This window comes from Lysinibacillus sp. BS3, from assembly GCF_039614735.1.
GTDB lineage: Bacteria > Bacillota > Bacilli > Bacillales_A > Planococcaceae > Lysinibacillus > Lysinibacillus capsici.
Genome location: NZ_CP154860.1, coordinates 2,830,585 through 2,855,601, shown reverse-complemented (window position 1 = coordinate 2,855,601; position 25,017 = coordinate 2,830,585). Strand labels below are relative to the sequence as shown.

At 36.2% G+C, this 25,017-nt stretch carries 22 protein-coding genes; 9 read left to right on the top strand and 13 right to left on the bottom strand.

The window, feature by feature from the left end:
* Window positions 1-78: 78 nt before the first annotated feature.
* Window positions 79-1,098, bottom strand: a complete 1,020-nt coding sequence (locus AAJG31_RS13995; RefSeq protein ID WP_279493477.1) for a YeiH family protein — start codon at window positions 1,096-1,098, stop codon at window positions 79-81.
* A 113-nt stretch (window positions 1,099-1,211) separates the two neighbouring features.
* Between AAJG31_RS13995 and AAJG31_RS13990 the strand changes: the two genes are divergently transcribed.
* The gene (locus tag AAJG31_RS13990; protein WP_054548523.1) at window positions 1,212-2,093 is read left to right on the top strand and encodes a LysR family transcriptional regulator; all 882 of its coding nucleotides are present in this window, start codon (window positions 1,212-1,214) and stop codon (window positions 2,091-2,093) included.
* A 17-nt stretch (window positions 2,094-2,110) separates the two neighbouring features.
* Here AAJG31_RS13990 and AAJG31_RS13985 read toward each other — a convergent pair whose 3' ends face one another.
* Window positions 2,111-3,028 carry a LysR family transcriptional regulator gene (locus AAJG31_RS13985; protein ID WP_066038322.1) on the bottom strand — a complete coding sequence of 306 codons (918 nt, stop codon included), beginning with the start codon at window positions 3,026-3,028 and terminating at the stop codon, window positions 2,111-2,113.
* Between the two features lie 121 nt (window positions 3,029-3,149).
* Between AAJG31_RS13985 and AAJG31_RS13980 the strand changes: the two genes are divergently transcribed.
* Entirely contained in the window at window positions 3,150-4,340 is a 1,191-nt protein-coding gene (locus AAJG31_RS13980) for a coenzyme F420-0:L-glutamate ligase (protein WP_054548521.1), read from the top strand.
* 185 nt (window positions 4,341-4,525) lie between these two features.
* Here AAJG31_RS13980 and AAJG31_RS13975 read toward each other — a convergent pair whose 3' ends face one another.
* The gene (locus AAJG31_RS13975; RefSeq protein WP_048395489.1) at window positions 4,526-5,164 is read right to left on the bottom strand and encodes an RNA ligase family protein; all 639 of its coding nucleotides are present in this window, start codon (window positions 5,162-5,164) and stop codon (window positions 4,526-4,528) included.
* 24 nt (window positions 5,165-5,188) lie between these two features.
* On the bottom strand, window positions 5,189-6,145 hold the full coding sequence (locus AAJG31_RS13970) for an AAA family ATPase (RefSeq protein WP_054548519.1): 957 nt from the start codon (window positions 6,143-6,145) through the stop codon (window positions 5,189-5,191).
* 437 nt (window positions 6,146-6,582) lie between these two features.
* On the opposite strand from AAJG31_RS13970, the gene helD reads away from it, so the two are divergent.
* A complete protein-coding gene (gene helD, locus AAJG31_RS13965; RefSeq protein ID WP_279493479.1) occupies window positions 6,583-8,886 on the top strand; it encodes an RNA polymerase recycling motor HelD in 2,304 nt (767 codons plus the stop codon).
* Window positions 8,887-8,937: 51 nt separating this feature from the next.
* Here helD and AAJG31_RS13960 read toward each other — a convergent pair whose 3' ends face one another.
* The 5 genes from AAJG31_RS13960 to AAJG31_RS13940 all read right to left on the bottom strand — a co-directional run bounded on the left by AAJG31_RS13960 (window position 8,938) and on the right by AAJG31_RS13940 (window position 13,277).
* Complete coding sequence (locus AAJG31_RS13960) at window positions 8,938-9,693, bottom strand: amino acid ABC transporter ATP-binding protein (protein WP_279493480.1); 756 nt, start codon at window positions 9,691-9,693, stop codon at window positions 8,938-8,940.
* 13 nt (window positions 9,694-9,706) lie between these two features.
* A complete protein-coding gene (locus AAJG31_RS13955) occupies window positions 9,707-10,408 on the bottom strand; it encodes an amino acid ABC transporter permease (protein ID WP_004233514.1) in 702 nt (233 codons plus the stop codon).
* A gap of 12 nt (window positions 10,409-10,420) precedes the next feature.
* Window positions 10,421-11,128 carry an amino acid ABC transporter permease gene (locus tag AAJG31_RS13950; protein WP_048395479.1) on the bottom strand — a complete coding sequence of 236 codons (708 nt, stop codon included), beginning with the start codon at window positions 11,126-11,128 and terminating at the stop codon, window positions 10,421-10,423.
* Between the two features lie 82 nt (window positions 11,129-11,210).
* Window positions 11,211-12,074, bottom strand: a complete 864-nt coding sequence (locus AAJG31_RS13945; RefSeq protein WP_115673247.1) for a transporter substrate-binding domain-containing protein — start codon at window positions 12,072-12,074, stop codon at window positions 11,211-11,213.
* 3 nt (window positions 12,075-12,077) lie between these two features.
* Window positions 12,078-13,277, bottom strand: a complete 1,200-nt coding sequence (locus tag AAJG31_RS13940) for an acyl-CoA/acyl-ACP dehydrogenase (protein WP_279493481.1) — start codon at window positions 13,275-13,277, stop codon at window positions 12,078-12,080.
* Between the two features lie 283 nt (window positions 13,278-13,560).
* Between AAJG31_RS13940 and AAJG31_RS13935 the strand changes: the two genes are divergently transcribed.
* Window positions 13,561-14,307, top strand: a complete 747-nt coding sequence (locus AAJG31_RS13935) for a hypothetical protein (protein WP_054548515.1) — start codon at window positions 13,561-13,563, stop codon at window positions 14,305-14,307.
* Window positions 14,308-14,393: 86 nt separating this feature from the next.
* Here AAJG31_RS13935 and AAJG31_RS13930 read toward each other — a convergent pair whose 3' ends face one another.
* Window positions 14,394-14,774, bottom strand: a complete 381-nt coding sequence (locus AAJG31_RS13930) for a VOC family protein (RefSeq protein ID WP_048395473.1) — start codon at window positions 14,772-14,774, stop codon at window positions 14,394-14,396.
* 225 nt (window positions 14,775-14,999) lie between these two features.
* On the opposite strand from AAJG31_RS13930, the gene AAJG31_RS13925 reads away from it, so the two are divergent.
* Window positions 15,000-16,949: a methyl-accepting chemotaxis protein gene (locus AAJG31_RS13925; RefSeq protein WP_054548513.1), complete on the top strand. Its 1,950-nt coding sequence runs from the start codon at window positions 15,000-15,002 to the stop codon at window positions 16,947-16,949.
* Between the two features lie 278 nt (window positions 16,950-17,227).
* A complete protein-coding gene (locus AAJG31_RS13920; protein WP_066038325.1) occupies window positions 17,228-19,177 on the top strand; it encodes a methyl-accepting chemotaxis protein in 1,950 nt (649 codons plus the stop codon).
* A 61-nt stretch (window positions 19,178-19,238) separates the two neighbouring features.
* Here AAJG31_RS13920 and AAJG31_RS13915 read toward each other — a convergent pair whose 3' ends face one another.
* A complete protein-coding gene (locus tag AAJG31_RS13915) occupies window positions 19,239-19,658 on the bottom strand; it encodes a VOC family protein (RefSeq protein ID WP_279493483.1) in 420 nt (139 codons plus the stop codon).
* 235 nt (window positions 19,659-19,893) lie between these two features.
* Between AAJG31_RS13915 and guaC the strand changes: the two genes are divergently transcribed.
* Both guaC and AAJG31_RS13905 read left to right on the top strand, forming a co-directional pair.
* Window positions 19,894-20,877 carry a GMP reductase gene (guaC, locus tag AAJG31_RS13910; RefSeq protein ID WP_004233490.1) on the top strand — a complete coding sequence of 328 codons (984 nt, stop codon included), beginning with the start codon at window positions 19,894-19,896 and terminating at the stop codon, window positions 20,875-20,877.
* A 195-nt stretch (window positions 20,878-21,072) separates the two neighbouring features.
* Entirely contained in the window at window positions 21,073-22,803 is a 1,731-nt protein-coding gene (locus tag AAJG31_RS13905) for a methyl-accepting chemotaxis protein (RefSeq protein WP_279493486.1), read from the top strand.
* Window positions 22,804-22,858: 55 nt separating this feature from the next.
* On the opposite strand, the gene AAJG31_RS13900 is transcribed toward AAJG31_RS13905, so the two are convergent.
* Window positions 22,859-23,083 (bottom strand): hypothetical protein, encoded by a 225-nt coding sequence (locus AAJG31_RS13900; RefSeq protein ID WP_016992248.1) that lies wholly within the window; start codon window positions 23,081-23,083, stop codon window positions 22,859-22,861.
* 206 nt (window positions 23,084-23,289) lie between these two features.
* Here AAJG31_RS13900 and psiE point away from each other — a divergent pair, with 206 nt between their 5' ends.
* Window positions 23,290-23,742: a phosphate-starvation-inducible protein PsiE gene (gene psiE, locus AAJG31_RS13895; RefSeq protein ID WP_054548510.1), complete on the top strand. Its 453-nt coding sequence runs from the start codon at window positions 23,290-23,292 to the stop codon at window positions 23,740-23,742.
* 17 nt (window positions 23,743-23,759) lie between these two features.
* Here psiE and AAJG31_RS13890 read toward each other — a convergent pair whose 3' ends face one another.
* Window positions 23,760-25,016, bottom strand: a complete 1,257-nt coding sequence (locus tag AAJG31_RS13890) for a GNAT family N-acetyltransferase (RefSeq protein ID WP_279493490.1) — start codon at window positions 25,014-25,016, stop codon at window positions 23,760-23,762.
* Window position 25,017: the final 1 nt, after the last annotated feature.

Sequence of the window (25,017 nt, the reverse complement as noted above, 5' to 3'; positions counted from 1 at the left end):
CTGATTCTATCTAAAAAGCCCTGCATGTTGAACGATCATGTAGGGTCTTTTTTCTTGGTATAAGAAACATTGATTAAATCAATATAAAAGAATGACTAGTATATAGCCCAGCACGGATAGACAAACCGAGCCAATTAAACCTGCAATAAATGCCTTTACACCTAGCTCCTTAAATGTTTTCATCTCAACATTTAGCCCTAAACCAGCCATTGCCATCGCAATTAAGATATAAGCAATATCTACTAATGCTTGCGATACATTCGCCGGTATAATCCCTAAAGAGTTGATAGCACTCATCGCTAAAAATCCTAAAATAAACCACGGTATGATGGATAAAGAAAAGGCTTTTTTCTCTTCACTTTTGTCCATTCTTCGATAGAAAATACCAATAACAATTGCTACAGGTACGAGTAGGGCCACTCGTGTTAATTTCACGATGACGGCTATATCAATTGCTTCATTTCCACCAGCAGATGCAGCTGCAATTACATGCGCAATTTCATGTAATGTCCCCCCTGCGAAAATACCATACGCAGTAGGTGTTAAATCGATGATGGAATAAAGTAACGTATAAATAAGTGTAAAAATAGTCCCCAATAACGCAACAATCGCTGCCCCTACCGCCGTTTCCTTTTCATTTGCTTTAATTTGAGGTGCAATTGCCACTACTGCAGCAGCTCCGCAAATGGCAGTCCCGCAAGCCGTTAATATCCCTAGCTTTTGATCGACTTTAAATATTTTTGTTAGGCCGTACACAACAATTAAGGCAAATAGCAGATTAATGACTGCAATTAAAAAAACGTTAGCACCCGCATGATAAATATCTGCCAAATTTAAGCGCATACCCAATAAAATAATACCAAAGCGTAATAGCTTCTTGCTGGAAAATGAAATACCTACTTGCCAAGAATCTTGTACTTTAAATGTTGCTCGCCAGGTCATCCCTAATATAATGGCAATAACCAACTGTCCCAATATTGAAAGGAAAGGAAATGTGGCAATATATTTCGCTACTAAAGCAATAAGAAGCGTTAACAATATCCCCTTCAAGAAATTTGGATTAAGAGTAGATTTTAATTTAAGCTGTCTATTAACCATGATGTTCACTTCTTTCTCCCTTGTTGATTATTACTTTAATAAAGAGTGCACTATTAGTAAAATACATATATATAATTATTATTATTAATATTTCTAATAATAGGGGTGAAGATATGCAATTGGATGCTTTAAAAACATTTATCACACTGGTTGAGGTCAATAATTTTACAAAGACCTCTGAAATACTTCATATTTCACAACCAAGTGTTAGCTTACACATTAAGAATCTAGAGCAAGAATTACAAACAACCTTATTTATTCGTTCCCCAAAATCGGTGCAAATTACACCAACTGGTGAAATTCTTTATAAACGAGCAAAGCAAATCATGGCGATAGCTGAAGCTGCAAAAGAAGATATCGCTGCCTATCATCAAGAGGTACAAGGTACGCTAGTCATTGGGGCAAGCTTTACAATTGGCGAATATATATTACCTCCAATTATTGCAAGCTTACAGCAACAATTCCCACAACTTGAACTTCAAATTATTATTGGCAATACAAAAGAAATCATTCAATATACAAAATTACTGCAAGTCGATATAGGTCTAATTGAAGGACAGGCTCATGATAATGAACTAGTCATTAAGCCATTTATGCAAGATGAGTTATTTATTGTTAGCGACAGTAAACATCCTCTTACAAAGCAACAACCTCTGACTGCTGATAAACTCCAGCAGCAAAGCTGGGTTGCGCGTGAAGAAGGCTCTGGAACACGTTATTATCTGGATCATTTATTCAGAGCAAATGGTTTACAGATTCATTCGCTTTTGACTATTAGCAGTAATCAGGGCGTGAAGGAGAGTGTAATGCAGGGACTTGGTCTTTCTTTATTGTCTGCCTGTGTGATAGAACGTGAATTAAAAAATGGAGATATGACTATTCTGCGCCTTGAAGGACAGCACTTTATGCGAACATTTTCTTATCTTTGCTCACCTACCATGAAAAATAAGCGCAATGTCGACATACTGATTGATATCTTAATAAAAAAAGCATAGCGATTCTTTTCTCGTCGCTAAGCTCTTTTTATGGTTCTTCTCGTATTAAAATGTTTACTTTCAATGATTTCAACAAATTTCATTGCTGCTCTAGAAAGAGGTACTGACTTCAAATAACACATACCAATACTTCTCGTAGGAATACTTTCCCTTAAAGTTAATTCATAAAGAAGTCCACGTTGAAGATAGTCCTTTGAAAATTCCTTTGTTACACATGCAATGCCAAGGTTACTACGCGCAAATTCGAGTACTAAATCATGTGAGCCTAGCTCAAACTCTGGCTCTATGTGAACGCCTCTTGCAAAAAGATAATCTTCCACATACTTCCTTGAATTCGATTTTTTCTCTAGAAAGATAAGTGGAAATTTTAAAAGGTCCTCATAGTTTAAACTTTTAGATGAAAGTGTTTTATATTTTTCCCCACAGACAAAAATATCCTGAATATCTGTACATACCGTTAACTGTAATGTTGAATCTTCAATTGGAAAATTACAAAACCCTATATCTACTTCACCCGATTTAATAAAATTACAAATTTCAGAGGTTGTGCCATTTAGCATTTGCAATTTAATATTCGGATACATTGTATGGAATGCTTCTAAATAAGGCATTAAAAAGAAGCGTGAGATCGTATCACCTACACCTATTTTTAATTGCCCTGTTGTTAAATTTTTGAATTCAAGTAACTTTTCTTCACCAGCATCTAAAAGCCCTAAAGCAGAATTAGTATATTCAAAAAGTAGGCTACCCTCTGTTGTTAATGTCACACCTTTAGGAGTTCGATTAAAAAGACGTGTGCCAAGTTCATTTTCTAATTGCATCATTGCCTGACTTACAGCTGGCTGTGTCATATATAAATCTTTTGCCGCACTAGAAAAGCTATTATTTTTTGCTACAACACTAAAAACACGATATAAATCTAATTTCCCTATCATATAAGCACCTCTTATAGCTATTATATGAACTATTAATTTTACTTATATCATTAACGAGCCTTATAGTAAAATCAATGGTTTTTATATCACTTTACGCTAGATAGAATGAGGAGAGATTAAATTGGAACGTGTAATCGGTACAGTTGTAAGAGGTCTTCGTGGTCCTATTATTAATGAAGGCGATAATATTGAACAAATTGTTGTAGATACAGTGTTAAATGCTGCACATATTGAAGGATATACAATAGAGGATCGTGATATTGTGACAGTAACTGAATCTGTCGTGGCACGTGCACAAGGAAACTATGCTACAATTGATGATATTGCCATAGATGTAGCTGCTAAGTTTGGAGATGATACGGTAGGCGTTATTTTCCCCATCTTAAGTCGAAACCGCTTCGCCAATTGTTTACGAGGCATCGCTAAAGGTGTAAAAAAGGTAGTATTAATGCTAAGCTACCCATCTGATGAAGTGGGTAATCACCTTGTAGATATTGATGAGCTCGATGTAAAAGGCATTAACCCATGGACGGATACACTCAATGAGGTTGAATTCCGCGAGCATTTTGGCTATAAAAAACACACATTTACTGGTGTAGATTATATTGAATACTATAAAGAGTTAATCGAAGCAGAAGGGGCTACGTGTGAGGTCATCTTCTCAAATAATCCAAAAACAATTTTAAATTACACAAAGAGTATCTTAACATGTGATATTCATTCACGCTTCCGCACAAAACGTATTCTAACAGCGAACGGTGCAGAAAAAGTTTACAGCCTTGATAATATTTTAGCTGAATCAATTAATGGCTCTGGTTTCAATGCTGAGTATGGTCTACTTGGCTCGAACAAAGCAACAGAGGATAGTGTTAAATTATTCCCACATACTTGCCAACCGATTGTTGATGGAATCCAAGCAAAAATTAAAGAAGCTACAGGAAAAACAGTAGAAGTTATGATTTATGGTGACGGCGCATTCAAAGATCCTGTGGGTAAAATTTGGGAGCTTGCAGATCCTGTTGTATCCCCAGCATTCACCGCTGGATTACATGGAACACCGAACGAGGTTAAATTAAAATATTTAGCGGACAATGATTTTGCAGACCTTCGAGGCGAAGAACTAAAGGCTGCTATTTCTGAATACATCCAAAATAAAGATGAAGATTTAACAGGTCAAATGGCTGCACAAGGAACAACACCGCGTCGTTTAACAGACCTTATCGGTTCCCTATCTGACCTTACATCTGGTTCGGGTGACAAAGGAACACCAATGATTTACATTCAAGGCTACTTCGATAATTACACTAAATAAACAAACAAAAATGAACTCTCGTCCTAATGAAGAGAGTTCATTTTTTTATGGCGAGGATAACAGGAATCGAACCCGTACTCCCATTGGAAAGGGATATGCACTCCTTGCACCTACCTCGTAATAGATGATTATTGAATGCTTGCTATAGTATTACATTGTGCTCAGTCCCTTCTCTTCTTAATTGGTTAGGATTTTAATTTATTTGGAATAATTTCTTCTTGTAGCCAATGCTCACTTGTTTGAACATGTTGCGGTCTCACAAATTTCCCTAAATTATAGCGGAAATCTTCGTAATGGAATGAGCTAGTATTTCTAATGACATACCCCTCTTGTTCCCCTTCAAAGAATGATTTTCCAGTGAATGTACGTTTTATCTGTTCTTCGTCAAAAATCCCTCGGTATAAAACGGGCACTGTTTCTATACCTAACTCTGCTGCAAAGGCCACGGTTTCATCCCAGCTCAAACAAATATTTTCTTCATTCCAAATGCTAAACAAATAGAAATAGCTTGTTAATCCTTGATAATAAATAGAATGCTTGGCATAAACATTTTCACCACATAAGCGCCAGTCCTTTGGAATCCGATACGCAAAATTCGCGTGAAATGTTTTTACCCAATGTCTAGAAGGATGGTTGGCTGAATGAATGCTTCTAGCATGCATATAGTCTCTGTAAAGTGTTGTCCCTTCTCCATCTAACTTTTCAGTGACAACAACCTCCTTTCCAATAAAATGATTCACATTTCTAGCAACTTTATCATCATCGGTATAACCCCTGCTCCATGGTAAATGAAAACTTCTTGGGTATTTCATTAATTTCGTCATACTTTCACCTTCCTTTCCTAAAGTTTACTTGGCAAATTGATCTGCCTCACGGAAAAAATAAAGCCTTGTTAATAAATCACCATCTAATAAATGATAAATTTGGCTTCCACCTCTATCTCCCCCATACTGGATTAACATATGAAATTGCACTAAATGAACAACCTTTAATACAAATTCCTTTTCAAAGCCCAACTCTAATAGAAAATGGCAAACTAGTTGAGCCGAGACATTTTCATGCCCAAAATAACCATAACGCTGTTGCAAAGGTTTATATTTTTTACAAGCTGGTTTACCGACATCATGAAACAATGCAGCTATTTGTAGAGCTAGTTTATCGCTTTCTAAGTAGTACTCATTGATATACGCGTACACAAAATACGTATGCTGACATAGTAAAAATTGATGGAATGGGTTTTCTTGATCGAATTGATAAATTTCTTTGAAAAGTGGGACTGCTTGAAGTGTTTGAAAAAGCTCTTCATAGGTGGGGTGGCCTTGTATGAGTGAAACAAATTGTTGTCGAGAAAGATCATAGGGACTTGATTCATGAATAATATGCAATTCATTAAACCCTTCTCCTACTGTCGGGAACTCTAAATGCTTTCTCATTTTTTCCATCACGATTAATGGTACATGTCTTTTCCTTTGCTGGTTTCTAGCTACACAGATTGAATAAGGTGTATCAAAGTAATAACATACCTTCTGCACATTACTTGGTATTTTACGAAGTGCAAACATCCTGCGCTCTCGTTCAATATTGGTTGCATCCACAATGACAGAAAACCCTTTTGCCACTAAGTCATTAAGACGTTCATATAATGTACGAAAGACTATACGTGATTTTTGCCTTGTTGAATCCCCAAATAACTCCTGACGTATAGCATCGCTTGATAGGACAATTGCATTTTCATTTTTAGCTAACTGTTTCACAAATGTACTTTTCCCACTACCAGGCAACCCCACTGTAAAGATTACCTTCATTCTTTTCACCTCCCTTCAAGTTTCTTTATCGTATGGCATGCCACATTCTTTAGTGTCTCAATAGCATTTCATCCATTATTTTTAATAACAATTTATGATAATCAGTCATAATATGAAGCAATATTACATATAAAAAAGACGGCTCCACCTTTTTGTAGAGCTGTCTCTGTTTATCAATATCTTATTACCTTACACATTTATTGTATCATAAATTTACAATAATTTCTAGACTATACTTCTTTCCGAAGTAGATGTATGATAAATTTCCTGCTTCAATCCCCCCATATCATCTGCATTTGGATACTTTCACTATATTCAAATTTGTGGTTGGACAAACAGTTAAAAAAGCAGCACAATTACCCTCTTCTCACCATCTATTGAGGTGAGGGTTACTGTCAAAGGAAGCAAATAACTATGGAGAGGAATGTGAGTAAACGTTGGAAAATCAAAAAGAATGGCTAGAAGAAAAGCATCACCTTGAGGATTCTTTAAACATTATTGTTCATAAAATAAAAGAGTTAGAGCATAAAGAAAAAGGTTTTAAAGAAAATGCTGTTGCCTTAAAGAAATCCTTTTGGAACGATGTGAGAGTCAATCTAGATACCGCTGAGGATGTAGACGAAACCTTTTTTGCAATTAAGCAGCAGGCAGAGCTTTTATCTGACTCAGAGCTAGCACAGGAACGGGCAATTCGTAATGTAAAGGTATATGAACGTTTACAACAGTCACCCTATTTTGCTCGTATTGACTTTGTACAAGATGGTCAACAAGACCCTTTAAAAATTTATATTGGTGTAGCCACATTATTGGATGAACAGGATGAAAATATCATCATTTTTGATTGGCGAGCGCCTATATCGAGTATGTATTATGACTACACACCTGGTGATGCATCCTACGAAACATTAGGTGAAGAAATTCATGGAGAAATGCTGTTAAAACGGCAATTTATTATTAAAAATGGTCAACTACAATCCATGTTTAATACGGGCCTTACAATTGGTGATGACCTACTGCTCGATATCCTTGCGCAAAATGCAAATGAGCATATTCGTAGTATTGTTGCGACAATCCAAGCAGAGCAAAATAAAATTATTCGCCATGTAAATTCACGCTATCTTATTGTTGAAGGCGTGGCAGGTAGTGGCAAAACAGCTGTAGCCTTACAGCGGGTAGCTTATCTACTTTATCGTTATCGTGATGAAATGACTGCCGATCAAATTCTGCTAATTACACCTAACCAACTTTTTAATCAATATGTTCATTCTGTCTTACCTGATTTAGGGGAAGACAATATGCAGCAGTTAACGTTTATAGAATATGCTGAAAAACGATTAGGTAAACAGTTTCAATTAGAGTATCCTTATGAGCAGCTTGAAGAACTGTTAACAGAAAAGGATGATGCTCAGTATCAAACAAAATTAAGCATCATTTCTTTTAAAGCGAGTCTCGCTTATAAACATTTAATCGATCAATATGCGAGTTATTTATCCGATAAAGGCTTGTTATTTAAAAATATCGTTTTTCGTGGAGAACGGATTATTACTGCACAGGAAATTACCGAATACTTCTATTCTTTCCCTTCCACTATGTCGATACCAGATCGCCTACAATTAGTAAAAGAATGGTTATTGCAGCAACTAACGAAATTGGAAAAGGCTGAGCGTACAAAGGAATGGGTAGAAGAAGCTACTGAGCTATTAGATAAAGAAGATTACTCCAAATCTTATAGTGAACTTTTATATGAGGGTCGCTATACTGAAAACTCATTTGACGATTTTGATCAAGAACGCTATAAATTAGCGAGACAAATTGTCAAAAAACACTTTAAACCATTACGTAACTCTGTTAACAAGTTAAAGTTTGTCCATATGTTGGGTACATATCGACAGCTCTTTGATTTGAATAGTTCTATTAACAGGGATTTACAACACCTTATGCCAGACAATTGGGAGGACATTTGTCTACAAACACTCCCTAATTTAGCAAAGCGTTTGATTGCCTATGAGGATACTGCACCATTTTTATATTTACAGGACAAAATTGAAGGACAACAGACCAATAGGATGATCCGTCATGTGTTAATAGATGAAGCACAGGATTATTCGCCATTTCAACTTACTGTATTACAGCAGTTATTCCCAAAAGCACGTATGACCATTTTAGGTGATGGCCACCAAACGATTCATCCACATACCTTTAATAATCCTTCTCTACTCGACACTCAAATATATGGTGAGCAGGCAGAAAAAATGATATTAACCAAAAGCTATCGTTCGACAAAGCAAATCATACAACTCACTGCCAAAATATTGAATGATGGTAGTGAAGTAGAAGCATTTAACCGAAATGGCCCTGAACCATCGATTACTATTGTGCCAAATGAATTGGAATTAATGGATCATATTATTCAAAATATCGACCATTTATCTATTGAATTCGAAACAATTGCTGTCATCTGTAAAACCGCAGCCGAATGCTCTGCCGTTTATAAGCAATTAAACAATCGAGTAGATATTCAATTAATCAACCATAATTCAAAGCAGTTTATGAAGGGTATTTTATTACTTCCAGCTTACATGGCGAAAGGCATCGAATTTGATGCGGTAATCATCTATAATGCATCTGCTGCTAATTACTCAAGAGAAAGCGAACGGTACTATTTCTATACGGCGTGTACAAGAGCTATGCATGAGCTGCACATTTATTCTATTAACAAATTAACGTATTTCCTTCAATAATAGGTAACAGGAGAATCTGTAAATAAAAGATTCTCCTGTTACCTTGCTGTTTTATATATAGAACGTATAGTCTTCTGGAATAACACGTTTTAAAAATTTCTTCGTTCGCTCCTCTTTTGGGCTGACGAAAATATCATGAGGGCTACCTTCCTCTACAACCACTCCTCCATCCATGAAAATTACGCGATTGGCAACATCTTTGGCAAAGCCCATTTCGTGTGTTACTACAAGCATTGTTGTACCCTCCGCCGCAATATTTTTCATGACCTGTAGAACCTCACCTACCAATTCAGGGTCAAGTGCGGACGTTGGTTCATCAAATAAAATAATATCAGGATTCAAAGCTACTGCTCGTGCAATACCAACACGTTGCTGTTGACCTCCTGACAACTGACTTGGATATGCATCATATTTGTCTGATAAACCTACTTTATCAAGTGCCTTTTTACCAATTTCCACAGCCTGTGCTTTAGGAATTTTACGTCCAATGATTAATCCTTCCGTTACATTTTCTAATGCTGTTTTATTAGTAAATAGATTATAGTTTTGAAAGACAAATGCGACACGCTGGCGAATTGCATGCACGTCTTTTTTCTTTACATGTTGAAAATCAACCTGAATATCTCCAAATGTCGCATGGCCTTGATCAGCCTTCTCTAAAAAATTGATACAACGCAATAATGTTGTTTTTCCTGAACCACTGGGACCTAAAATAACAACAACGTCCCCTTTATCAATGGCTAAATCAACACCCTTTAAGATTTCATTGTCACCAAATGATTTATGAATATTTTTAATTTCTAACATGCTAATTCACCCCTTAGACATTTGCCATTTTGTATTTGCTTAAATATTTCTCATAACGCTTAAACAAGTATTCAACCGTACTACATAAAATTAAGTACACAATAAAGATATCCAAATAGGCCTCTACATAATTGTAGCCAACGTTTGCCGCTACTTTTGCCTTCAGTGTAATTTCAGGAAGCGACATTGCGTAGCCTAGCGATGTAGCTTTAATAAGATTAACTGTAGCTGTGCAAATATTCGGCAATGCCACTACTAATGCCTGTGGAATGATGATGCGAGTATATGCTTGGAATGTTGACAAACCTACTGAGTGTGCAGCCTCTAGTTGCCCCTTTTCAATGGTACTTAACGCCGATCGAAAGACCTCAATCAAAATGGCTGTTGAGCTGAATGCAAATACAATAAACGCATACCAAATTGGATTGATTTTATAAATATCATACGCAATATGATATTTTTCAAAAATAATTTTTAACATTAAAGGTATACTGCTATAGATAATAAAAATTTGTATAATAATCGGCGTTCCTCGAACAAAAGAAACATAAATCTTCGCGAGGTGATGAATAACTGGAATTTTATTGATCCTAGTTAGTGCTAACAAAAAACCTAGTGGCAAAGCTATCACCAAAGCAACAACTGTGACTAGGAGCGCTATAGGAACACCAGACAAAGCTACGAAAAATGTTTCAAGTAAAAATTGATAATTCACCCTCACGCCTCCTTAAGTTGTTTCTAGGGTCTTCTTACCCTTGCCAAATACCTTTTCTAATATAGTAAATATTTTCTCTATAATAATAGATAACACCCAATAGATAATAGCCAATGCAATATAAATTTCTAAGGCATGAGCATTGATGTTACTTGCAATAATTAGATTTGCCTTACCTACAATATCAATTAGACCAATTGTATAAGCGAGTGCACCTTCCTGTAATAGAGCAATCATGCCATTGCCAAAGTTCGGTAAAGCGACGACCAGCGCCTGCGGAAAAATAATTCGACGGTAGGCTTGGAATGGTGTTAACCCGACACTAACGGCTGCTTCAAACTGCCCTTTTGGAATGGCTAAGTAGGCAGACCGTATCACCTCAGACATTATTGCCGTGAATTGTAAGGTGAATGTTACGACAACAAATATGGCCGTTTCAATTGAATGGAGATTAAGACCAACATTTTCCGCTAATGCTGGGACACCATAGTAGACAAGAAATAACAAAACAATGGAGGGTGTACAACGCATAATCGTTGTATACAGATTGGCGAATTTAGTTAGCCACTTGACTGAAGATAGCTTAGCAGCCGCCAGCAATAAGCCGAATAGGGTACCTAAGATAATGGAGGACCCTGCAACTAAGAACGTGATTTTTAAAAATGGCAATAACACTGGGATTGCGTTCCAAATGTAGGTTGCGTCAAAATATTTATCCATTTCCTCACCAACTTTTGTTTTTATGAATAAAGACTGCTGAGCATTACTGACTCAACAGCCTTACTATTCGTTCCGTTTTAAACTAACGATTTACGTTTTCCAGTACTTCAAATAAATCACGGCCATAGAATTTTGTACTTAATTCATTTGTTTTCTTTTGTTCTTTAACCTGTGCTATTGCTTTATCATAAGCGTCAGCAAATTCCTGCTCTTTTTTATTGAACAGTGGCCATGTTTTTATAACAGCAAATTCGTTATAGACAACGTCATCTTTTAGGTTATAATATGGTCCATCTTCTGCAAGTACTTGTTGTTTAAATGGGCCTTCAATCATGACACCACCATCAACACGGCCCTCATTTACCCACTGCACTACATCGACAGTAAAGGCGTCACCGGCCTCAAGTTTTACTTTATTATCTGGATTTGCCGTATTATACTCATCGATAATTGTATATTGAGCATTATTTGCAGCAATTGGTGCTAAAGAATAGCCCTTTTTCGCAAAATCTGCTAATGTTTTCACGCCTTCATCCTCTTTACGCAAAACTAAACCTGCGCTACTTAAACCTAAGAATTCCTTCGGGAAAATAAATTTCTCTGTTCGTTCCTGAGTAAAGAATGCGTTTTTAACCCCTACTTGATATTTCCCTTGCTCCACACCAATTAATAAATCATCACTTGTTGTACCTACATACTCAAATTGATAGTCAGGTAGCAATTCATCTACTAATTTCATTACTTCTACATCATAACCAGTTGGATTTCCATTATCGTCAATGTAACTAATAGGCTTTGACGCTTGATCGTAGGCTACTTTTACTGTACGTACCTTTTCACCATCACCTGATTCTTTATCTGCTGATTCTCCTGAATTACAACCTGCTAATAATGCTATAGATGCCAAACCAATTGCAGCAAATTGAAATATCTTATTCTTCTTCATATGTCATTTCTCCTTATTTTTCACGTAATTTAATGATTGATTTTCATATAATTTCTGCTGTTCAATAGCGGCAGTCGCTAATTTAATAATCGTCATATCATCCATCGGTGGATTGTGAAGCCCTGCACGAACATTGCGGTAATAACGCTGTAATGGATTGGATAGTTGTAAGCTTTTTGCCCCCACTACACGCATCGCTTTATCGACTATATCTATTGCCATGTTTGTTACTGTGTGTTTAGCAACAGCCATTTCATTTGTTATTAGTCCACGTCTAGCAGGATCATCGTAAGCCTCAGCCACTCCGTATAAGACAAAACGTGCTTGATGGAGCTTTAATTCAATATCCCCTAAAAGCTGTTGTACGTTTGGCAACGTACTAATTGGCGCATTCAGGCTATTCGGTTGATGGTGATTAGCAAAATGAATAGCATAATCACGGGCTGCTTGTGCAATGCCTAAGTAAGTTGCTGGGATATGGAGTATCCAGCCATTTATTTTGCCACCACTCGGATGACTTGGTAACTCTACTAAATACTCTGTTGCAACAAGCACATCCTTTAACACAAGGTCGTGGCTGCTTGTGCCTCGCATTGCAGACATCTCCCAATTCTCCTCAATGGATAGACCTGCTGCATCCTTATGAATGAGGAAGAAGCCAACTTGCTGCTTTTCTTCAATCCAAGCGGAGGTAAGGAAATAATCGAGCACCGGAGATGCAGTCGTAAAAATCTTGCGCCCATTTATTAGCCAACCACCTTTAGTAGAAATGGCATTTGTCCCTGGCCGCCCTCCTCGCGTTGGGCTACCTGTTGCCGCCTCACTAACAGCTCTATTAATCATGGCACCTCTCTTTATTTCTTCAGAAAAAGCTATTAATAGATCATCAGTCCATAGTTTAGTTTCATAAATTTCCCCAACAACACCTAATGTCCATCCAAGGGAAAGAGAGGCATTTTCGTCATAGCTTGCTAGCGTCTCTTGTACAAGCACCATATCATAAACAGATAACCCTTCTCCGCCATATTGTTTCGGTAAAGTAAGTTGAGGATAGCCAATTTGTAAAAGTAATCGATGAGCTTCGAACGGAAAACGAGATTGTTCATCTACCTCAACAGCCTCTGCCTTGATTGGCTCAGCTATAGCAGCTAGTTGATCTAGCCAATATCGTTGTCGCTCTGTCTTTACAAATAAATTCTTCAAATGAATCTCCTTCTTCCCAATATATATAAATCGTATAAATTTACTAAGGATTGATAATGAAAAAAAATCTCTTGCTACATGAATGTAGTGAGATACTATTTGGTACTGAATTTTCTGATTCGTTGACACTTATAATACTTTTCGCATTAGAAAATGTCAATGGGTGAAATTCAAGTTTTTTTTGTAAGTTTAATATGTATTACAAAGTTTCAACTTTTACCTTTGATTTATGCACCAAGCTTTTCTTACAGCATATGCTAAGACTAATGAAAGAGGTGCATATATGACCAATAATTTAAATTCGCCACTAAACGGTGGAATCATAACCCATTCGGCTCCACAAGTTATTCAAACTAAGTTTGGAGATATTAACGGGGATGGTTTTTTTGAAACCATTTTTTTAATGGGCACTAAACAGCCTGATAGTCCTTTCTGGAGAAATCTAACACTGTCTATTTTTTATGGTCAAACAAGACAAATGGAGCAAATTCCATTGAAACAAAATATGGGCTATAATCCGACTATTTTCTTGGGTGATTTTACTGGTAATCATATTGAGGATATTCTGGTTGTGTCTGATACAGGAGGTAGTGGCGGAATTGTAAATGGTGAGATTTTTTCCTCCATCAACAATCAAGTTCGTTCCATCTTTGATGCAGAGTCTTTCAATAATAAACTTAAATATAAGGTCAATTATGTAGATCATTATAAGGCTGTTGTTCAGAGTTTTAATCCTGCTATTAAATACACAATTGATTTACAGTATAAAGGAACCGACTACTTAGCTGAAATTTATAATCCAGATGGCACCTTGAAGCAACCGATTGAAGGCTGGGTAGATCCTTTTGGAGGACTATATCCTGTTGATTACGACCGAGATGGAACGTATGAAATTTTAGGATATCAAGAAATTGCAGGTAGATATCATGCTGATGGATTAGGCTATGTAGAAAATATTTTAAAATGGAATGGCCATGAATTTGTAATAGATCGGCAAACGGTTGGTATTTTTGGTGAGGATTTATCATAGACGACAAATCTAGCTATTAAATAATCTAAAACAGGAATCTGCTCATTTTTACTTAACTCTAACAAAAAACAAGCAGATTCCGTTATTTATTTTTTCTTTTCAACCAAGGCAAAGTAGTTATTTTCAGGGTCAGCAAAGTTAAAAACCCTACCCATTGGCATCATGACTAGATCTCCTACTTTTACGCCCTTTGCCTGAAAATCTTGGTACATCTCTTCAATTTTATCAGCGTAAAACATAATAGAAGGTGTTCCTAAATTTAGATCAGGTTGCATTTTAGCAATAATTTCTTTGTTATGAAGCACAAAGGATGTTTGAGCTTCCTTAGTTGGTGCAATTTCAATCCAGCGCATGCCTGCTTCTTCCTGTTCAGAAATGACCACAAACCCCACTTTTTCTGTCCAAAACTTAACAATTGCATCTTGATCATTAACATATAACATTACTTGTCCTATTTGATGAATCATGACTTCATTCCCTCCTCTTTTGAGCATTAGTATACATCAAAAAGCAGCTTTATATAGCTTCTAACGCCATCAATTTAAGGAAATTTCAAACAATTGATAATGATATACATTACTAAGAAATAATTAATTCAAAGTACTTAACTTTTATTTTATTTCTGATAGAATGAGTATTATTTACCTTTAAGGGAAAAGTATAGAATAAAATATTATGTGAGGATAATACAATTGAAACAACTAAGTTTAAGAAAAAAGCTTATTTTTTCGTTTTTAGCCATGCTTCTCATCCCAACACTCTTGATTGGAATAGTATCTTACCAAAGTGCTGAACAGCAAATTTCAGAGGAGCAACGCGCAAGTGCGACTGAAAGTGTACGCATTCTAAATTCCAATATTACAAACATGATTGAACCTAAATTGAAAGATGTACAATATTTTTCACAGAAATTTAGTGAAACTTACTTTCAAGATGAGAGCATTTTAGAACTGAAGTCATTATTAAGTGAATATGTCAACATGCACCCTGAAGTAGATCTGATATATATTGGGACTGCTGAAGGCAAACTGTTTGATCAGCCTGTTCAAGAGTATCCTGATGGCTTCGACCCTCGGACAAGACCTTGGTATAAGCAGGCTTTAGCTAATAATGGGAAGACCTCAATTACTGCACCATATGTTACACAATCTACAGGTGACATTGTCATCACAATTACTCAGGCATTACCGGATGGTTCTGGCGTATTAGGATTAGATCTAAATATTTCTACATTAAGTGACATTACGAATAATATTCGTATTGGAGAAACGGGCTTCGCTTCTCTTTTAGATAACAATAAAATTTACATTGCTCAGCCAGATAAAGAAAGTGGTACAGAGGCAACGGAAAGCTACATAACAAAAATTTATGAGCAGGAAAGCGGTACTATCATTGAAAAAGACCGTCACTTACAATTTGTTACGAATGAGTTAACGGGTTGGAAGGTAATTGGTACAATGTTTACTGCGGAAGCTGCAAAAGCTGCAGCATCCACATTGAATATAAATTTAATTATCATTATTGTTTCCATTCTCGTTGGCGTTATTTTCATGCTCTTTATGATAAAGTCTATTGTTAACCCAATTAATCAATTGAAGCAAAGCGCATTAAAAATTAGTGACGGTAATTTAACGGAGTTTATTGAAATCCATTCTAAAGATGAAATAGGTCAGCTTGGAGAAGCCTTTATCTCTATGAAGGTGAGCTTAAAAAAATTAATTCGAAATGTTGATCAAAGCTCACAACATGTCCAAACAGCCGCTCAAAATTTATCTGCTAATGCAGAACAAAACATCGCTGCCTCAGAGCAAGTTGCCGATGCCATGCACCAAATGGCAATTAGTACAGAAAAACAAACAACAGGTATTGATCAGAATGCCATTTCAGTTGAAGAAATTGCTAAAGGCGTTGTTGAAGTGGCAGACAGTTCCATGCAGGTTTCTGACCTATCTAGTCATGCTATCCAATTGGCAGAAGAAGGTGGACAATCTGTCAAACAAACGGTACAGCAAATGAATTCTATCCATAATTCTGTAACGCAATCAGATACAATGATTAAAGCACTGTATGATCGCACGAAAGAAATTGGGTCCATTTTAGAAATGATTAGTGCTATATCAGATCAAACGAATTTACTAGCGCTTAATGCAGCTATAGAAGCTGCTAGAGCAGGAGAACATGGCAAAGGCTTCGCGGTAGTGGCAGATGAAGTACGCAAATTAGCAGAGCAATCTCATCAATCAGCAGAGCAAATTTCTGCGCTTATAACTACTATTCAGCAAGATACGGCAAAATCTGTAGAGACAATGGTCAAAGCGTCGACAGATGTTCAAGAGGGCTTACAATTGACAGAAGAAACAAGTAGAAAATTCGCGAGCATTATCGAAAGTCTTCGAAACATCGCGCCGAAAATGGAGGATATTTCAGCATCTGCTCAAGAAATGTCTGCCGTTGTAGAAGAAGTTTCAGCGACTGCTATTGAACTTTCCGATCACGCAAAATTAAATGCTGCTGCTACAGAAGAAGTTGCTGCTTCCACGGAACAAACTTTATCTTCTATGCAAGATATGGCTTCGTCTGCCAAAACCCTACTTGATATGGCGGATGAATTGCAGGGTTATGTTAATCGTTTTAAATATTAATTATTTAACTGCTAGATCTGAGTTCACGATAGTATTGAACTCAGATTTTTTCTATTCCAAAAAGATAGGAAATTACAAAATAAGATATTTTTCTACAAATAATAGCGTTGCATAACTTTATTTTCCAGATTTTTCAGAAAATTGTGTTGATTATTATTCATTTTCCTCTTAGAATCAGATTAAACATTTGAACGACTTAGGAGTCTACTAGTGTAATATAACCCATCTCGTAGTTAATTCTATTACACTTAATAATGTCGTTTAAGGAGGAATACTATATGAAACGAATTAGTTTAAGAAAGAAACTCATCTTTGCATTTTTAGTCATACTTCTCATTCCCGCACTTTTAATCGGGTATACCTCCTTTAAAAGTACCAAAAATCAAATACTCGAAGAGCAGCAAGCAAGCGCCAAGGAAAGTGTGCGTATGCTTAATAGTAATATTACCAATACAATTGCTCCTAGAGTTCATGATATCGAATATTTTGCCAAGAAAATAAATCAGTCTTATTTACAAGATGATAAAAAAGCTGAATTAAAAGGTCTTTTTCAGGAATATGTAAATACACACCCAGAAGTGGAGCTAGTATATATAGGGACTGCTGATGGGCGAATCATTGATGAACCTGTCCATGACTATGCAAGTGATTATGATCCTCGTAAACGTCCTTGGTATATAGAAGCCATTGATAATAAAGGGCATGTATCCATCACTTCTCCATATATCTCGAAATCAACAAATAACATCGTTGTGACAGTTATGCAAGCTCTTCCTGATGATTCTGGCGTAATTGCCTTAGATTTAAATATCTCTCTTCTAAGTGCACTGACAGATCAAACACGTATTGGAGAAACGGGCTTTGCCTCTCTGTTAGATAATAATAAGTTATATATTGCTCAAAAAGATAAGGAAAGCGGCACAGAGGCAACGGAAGATTATGTTTCAAAAATTTACGAAAAGCAGGAAGGTATTATTACTGAAGGTGACCGTCATTTACGCTTTGAAACAAATGAAATCACAGGCTGGAAGATAATTGGTACAATGTTCATTGCAGAGGCTACTAACGCTGCTACCTCAACCTTTACTATTACATTACTTATTATTGGTATTTCTATTATTGTTGGTATTATCTTTATGCTCTCAATGATTAAATCTATTGTTAACCCAATTAAACAACTACAGCAAAGTGCTCTTAAAATTAGTGAAGGTGATTTGACAGAGTTTATTGATATTCATACCAAAGATGAAATAGGACAGCTTGCTGAAGCATTTGTCTCAATGAAAGTTAGCTTAAAAAGACTGATCCGCAATGTTGATCAAAGCTCACAACATGTTCAAACCTCGGCACAAGGTCTTTCAGCGAATGCTGAGCAAAATATCGCTGCATCTGAGCAAGTGACAGAGGCTATGCAACAGGTAGCGATTAGTACGGAAAAACAAACAACAGGAATCGATCAAAATGCTGTTTCTATTGAGGAGATTGCAAAAGGTGTTGTAGAGGTAGCAGATAGTGCCCTACAAGTTTCAGACCTATCCAGCCAGGCCATCCAATTAGCGGAAGAAGGTAGTCAATCTGTTGAGCACACTGTTAATCAAATGGTATCCATTCATGATTCTGTGGCTCAATCCGATACGATGATTAAATCCCTATTTGATCGTACAAAAGAAATTGGCTCCATTATAGAAATTATTAGCGCTATTTCAGACCAAACAAACCTTCTTGCTCTTAATGCTGCTATTGAAGCAGCACGAGCAGGTGAACACGGTAAAGGCTTTGCAGTTGTAGCAGATGAAGTACGTAAATTAGCGGAGCAATCTCATCAATCAGCAGAGCAAATTTCTACTCTGATTACTGGCATACAACAAGATACTGCTAAATCTGTACAAACGATGACGAAAGCTTCTGCAGACGTTCAAGAAGGTTTACAGCTATCCGAGGATACGAAAAAGAAATTTACAAGTATCGTTGGAAGTCTTCGAGAAATTGCTCCTAAAATGGAGGATATATCAGCTTCAGCACAAGAAATGTCTGCCGTTGTAGAAGAGGTATCCGCTACTGCTATTGAACTGTCAGATCATGCAAAACTAAACGCAGCTGCATCTGAAGAGGTTGCCGCTTCAACGGAACAAACATTATCTTCCATGCAGGAAATCGCCTCTTCTGCTAAAACATTGCTTGATATGGCAGATGAATTACAAGGCTATGTAGATCGTTTTAATTACTAAATAAGAAAGCACGATGATACTTGGTTTAGCCCTATCATCGTGCTTTTATCTTGTTATTTAATTATTCATTTACCTCATGGCTAAATTGCCATTCAACGCCAAATTTGTCTGTAAGTGAGCCGTAACATTTGCTCCAAAATGTTTCTTGAAGCTCCATTCTCACGTTACCACCTTCTTTAAGCTTATCAAATGCTTGACGCATTTGCTCTTCATCATCGGATACAACAGCTAATGTGACATTATTCCCTGTGGAAAATGGCATGCCTGGAAATGTATCTGAGAACATAATTCTACTACCGAATACAGTAAGTCGTGTATGCATGACAAGATCTTTTGCTTCTTCTGGTAATGGATAGTCTGGATTTTGTGGTGTCTCTCCAAACGTCATAATTTCAGCCTTGTCCGTATTAAAAACGTCTTCGTAAAACGCAACTGCCTCTCGACAATTTCCATTAAAATTCAAATAAACCTCTACTGCCATTTTCAACACTCCTTTGTCATTTTTTGAAACAATTCTATTGTACATGGATTACAAAACATAACACAAATTATAACTAGAATATTTCATCTTCAAAGTAAGTTGTCTCCTTTCTTTTTAAATTTTTTATTTATTTTCACAAAAGCTTTGACATTTACTCAAAAATCATGTAAATTACCAAATGGCGAACAATTTAAATTAAATCTTAAAAAATATTCGTATTTTAGGAGTGTATATAATGGATAACGTATTTGACTATGAGGATATTCAACTAATTCCCGCAAAATGTATTGTAGAAAGTCGTTCAGAATGTGATACTTCTGTTACTTTAGGTGGTCACACTTTTAAACTTCCAGTAGTACCTGCAAATATGCAAACAATTATCGATGAAAATCTTGCAAAGAAACTTGCTGAAAACGGTTACTTTTACATCATGCACCGTTTCCAACCAGAAACTCGTCGAAACTTTATTCTAGAAATGCAAGGAAATGGCTTAATTGCTTCTATTAGCGTTGGTGTAAAAGAAGAGGAATATACATTTATTGAAGAATTAGCAGCTGCTAATTTGGTACCTGATTTTATTACAATTGATATTGCACATGGTCATTCAAATGCTGTTATTCGTATGATTCAGCATATTAAAAAGCATTTACCAAAAAGCTTTGTCATCGCAGGTAATGTAGGAACACCTGAAGCGGTGCGCGAGCTTGAAAATGCTGGTGCAGATGCAACAAAAGTTGGGATTGGACCAGGTAAAGTATGTATTACTAAAATCAAAACAGGTTTTGGTACTGGCGGCTGGCAACTAGCTGCACTACGTTGGTGTGCAAAGGCTGCTACAAAACCAATTATTGCTGATGGTGGCATTCGTACACATGGAGATATCGCTAAATCTGTACGTTTTGGTGCTTCAATGGTAATGATCGGTTCATTATTCGCTGGTCACGAAGAGTCACCTGGTGAAACAATCGAAATCGAGGGTAGAACAGTGAAGGAATACTTCGGCTCTGCTTCTGAATTCCAAAAAGGTGAACGTAAAAACGTCGAAGGTAAGAAAATGTACGTTGAACATAAAGGTAGCATCAAAGATACATTAATCGAGATGCAACAAGATTTACAGTCATCTATTTCATATGCTGGTGGCACAAAGCTAGAGGCTATTCGCAATGTTGATTATGTAATCGTAAAGAACTCTATTTTCAATGGAGATAAAGTGTATTAATCGATGTAAACCTGCTATATTAAGCTTCAACATCACCCCAATTAAGAGCTGTTTTTTACTCTTGATTGGGGTGATTTTTTTGGACCTATTTCACTTAAAATACCGTATTTATTTTCAGAATTTTCTATTTTATTAAAAAATTATATATTATAATAGAACTATATTGAAGGAATGAAGGAACGGGGGTTGTATCTTATGAAGTCAGTACGTAATAAACTTGTTAGTCTTGCTATTATAGTTATTCTACTATCAACAGGACTAGTTGGAACCGTCAATTATATGGTGGTGAAAGGAGAACTCGATCAGGTAGGTCGAGATAGTCTTAAAAATGGCACACTTGGCATACTTGAACTAATTGCACAGTTAGATACTCAAGTTCAAAATGGTAAATTAACGCTAGAAGAAGCTCAGGAAAGTGCTAGAACACAGATCGTTGGTAATAAAATTGAAGATAACAAAAGATCCATTGATAATCCTGTTAAATATGGAGATAATTTTTATTTCTATGCTTTCCAAGATAGTGGTATGGTTGAAACTCATCCATCCCTAGAAGGACAAAATATTTCAGATTTACAAACAGAGGATGGGCGCTATTTTGTACGAGAAATGATTGAAGCAGCAAATGCTGGAGGAGGATATGTACGTTATGATTGGGCCCTTCCCTCAAATCCTGAAATCGTTGCGCCTAAGATAACTTATGTAGAAAAGGACAAGCATTGGGGCTGGATTATAGCAGCTGGTACATACGAGATGGACTTTAATGCAGGTACGAATAATGTTTTATACTACACACTAGGCATGACCATCCTTGCAACGATTATTGGTGTATCACTCTTCTGGTTCTTCTCTGGACGAATGACAACCTATATACGAAAAATTATGGTCATTACATCTGATATTGCTAAAGGCAAGCTAACTGGTGATGACATACCTGTTACTACAGAAGATGAACTAGGTATACTAGCTAGTAACGTGAATAATATGAAACATAGCTTACACGAAATGGTCAACAATACAAAGGATAGTGCGTCCCAAATGCGCGTTTCTTCAGAAATGCTGAGTGCTATTACTGAGGAGACGACTGCTTCTGCTGATGAAATTCATCAAGCCATCAATGATATATCTAAGGGAGCTGTAGTACAAGCTGAGGAAGCAGAAATGGCCATTAGTAAAGTAGAAACACTGTCCTCACTTATCTCAAATGCTACAGATAAATATAGTGAGATTACAGAAAATATGAATATCATTAATCAATCACAAGAAAACGGTAGACAAAAAGTAGATGTATTACTTCAAAATTCAAGTGAGTTTACGCAAGTGATTGAGGAATTAAGAACAACTTTCTCAAGTTTGACAAGCCAAATGAAAGAAATTCATCAAGTCGTACAAACAATTACATCCATTTCTGAACAAACAAATCTATTAGCGCTAAATGCAAGTATTGAAGCAGCCCGTGCAGGTGAACATGGCAAAGGGTTTGCTGTCGTAGCTGAGGAAGTCCGTCATTTATCTGAGGATACGAATGAAGCTACTAATCGGGTTAGAAACCTATTACAGCGTATTGAGGTCGATACCGCTAATTCAGATTCAAAAATGATACACACGCTCCAACTGTCACAAAATCAGGCCATGTCGATTACGGAAGTAAAGGGAGCCTTTACTTTCCTAGCAGACTCCATTCATGGCATTACAAAGCACCTTGTTTCTTTAGACAAAGGAATGAATGACATGGTGGAAAATCGAATAGTCGTGATGAACGCCATCAATGAAATAGCAAGTGTCGCTACACAATCTGCCGCAGCTACCGAACAAATTAACGCTTCTATTGACGAACAAAAGTCAGCAGTGACATCTATCATGCACTCCTCTATGGAGCTTCATACAGAGGCAGAGCGCATGTACGACTTGGTAGAACGCTTTACATGATAAAATACTATATAAAAAAGAATGCTACGCATATCCGTAGCATTCCTCTTTTACATTATAGTTTGTTAATTACTGCGTGGATTGTTTCCTTAAGCTCTGCATCGTGATCTGCAAGATCTACAAGGTTCCCTAGACGTTCACGTAATACAGGACGCTCAATTACTAGCTTTTCATCAAGTACTTGTACCAGTAGCTCGATAATAAGTCGATCACGAACATTTAACGCTTCTTCTAAACGTTCTGGTGTAATTTTCGCATCAGTTTTTGCAGATTTTGCCATTTTAAAAACCCCTTTTATATTTTATATTCATGCACATCTATTTTAGCATACCACTAAATTATTTTGAAAACTTTCTTTCATTAAAATATACCAAAAATTTACAAAATACTAAGAAAAGATTTACGACAAATTGTTATATTTATATCATAAAACACTACTACTCGACCATATGATGATGTATTTACAAAACCGATTGGAGGAATTGGATGAAGCAAAAAAATACGACTTATTTACAGCTCATTAAAGCTGTGCCAAAATCTCTACAGCTCTTTCTCAATGTTTGCCTTGTACTATTAGCACTGATTCTCTGTTTTTTATTATTTAAGGAGCTAATTGAATTTCTTAAAATATTACTATTCGCTAAGGAAGATGGTGATTATAAACTATTCCTTGCCAATATTCTTATTTTCTTTTTATATTTCGAATTCATCACAATGATCATTAAATACTTTAAGGAGGATTACCATTTTCCACTTCGCTATTTTATCTATATAGGTATCACAGCAATGATTCGACTAATTATTGTGGAGCATGATCATCCTCTAAATACGTTAATTTATTCATTAATTATCCTCATACTAATCATAAGCTACTTTATTATTAATATAACGCCACTTGAAAGGCCAACACGTTCTTCCATTCTCATTAAAAAAGATTAAAAGACCTCACGCCCATTCTAAAATGCAGATATACATGTGGGCTTTTCAAACACATAGAAGAATTGCTGTAAAGCCTGTAAATACTGATTATCACTAATCTGTATTCGACTCAGCATAAATAGCTCTTGGACCGTTACTACGCCCATTACTAGTGATGAAAGCTCAGCTACATCTATCGTTACTTCAACATCATAGCCATCACTTTCTAGCATTTTAATTGTACCATTAACAGCCTCAACAATAAGTTGCTGATTATTTTTTGCCAGTAACGAATCCATAACATTCAATTTAAAGGTCAAAGTGACACCGTTAAAATTGCGTGTTAGTAGCTCATCAAAAAAGCCCTTCACATTAATTATACGGTACATTAGACCAATTCCTGACACGGCACTTGCGTGATAGACACTTGGAATTAAATGATTTGTGCCATTTCTTACATCCTCTAAAAAGAAATGGACATTTTCTTCTTGTGTATTCCATTCGATTCGGTTTACTTGATCTGCTTGACTGTTTAAAAATGTACTAAGCTCTAGCAAAGCCTCCGGAGTTTCATAGATCCACTCCTTAATGACCAAATTATTTAGCATAAAATTACTATCGCTTTGTTTATTAAAAGAAAAGGCAATATAGCCCTGAACTGTACCTTCCTGTTCCATTGCAATCACATAGTTATCTGGATTATTAAAAATAAAAGATAGTTCCGATTGTGTTTTAAGAAACATCCCATGTTTTTTTGCTACTACCCTGTTGTAGCAATCTACTAGCTGTTGTTGATCTTCAACTGTCAAATATTTAAGGTGCTTTTTGGTTGGTCCTTTCGGGAAGCTTGAAGGCTCTACCAAGTATTGATAGATTTTCGGTCCATAGCCAAAACCCATTTTTTTATAAAAATCTGGTCTAAACGGATACAAGGCCAAAAAATGAATATTTTTTTCTAAAAAGATGTTAAAGAAATGTTGGATTAATTCTTTTGCAGCCTTCTCTTTTTTATGTAATAAATCAACTGCAACAAGTCCTACCCCACCAATTGGTAGCATTTTAGAGAACAGATTCATTTGAAAGTCATGTAGTCGCATACCACCAATGAGTTTGTCATTTTCCCAAAGTCCATAATAATGAAGAGATTCATCATTGCTCTGATTTTGCATAAAGAGCTTTTTCAGCTGTTCTTTTGTTATTTGTGTTCCATTCAATCTTCCTGGATACGCTCCTACAACGATATTCACAAAGGCTACAAAATCTTGCTCTTTTAATAATTTCTCTACAACCCTCATC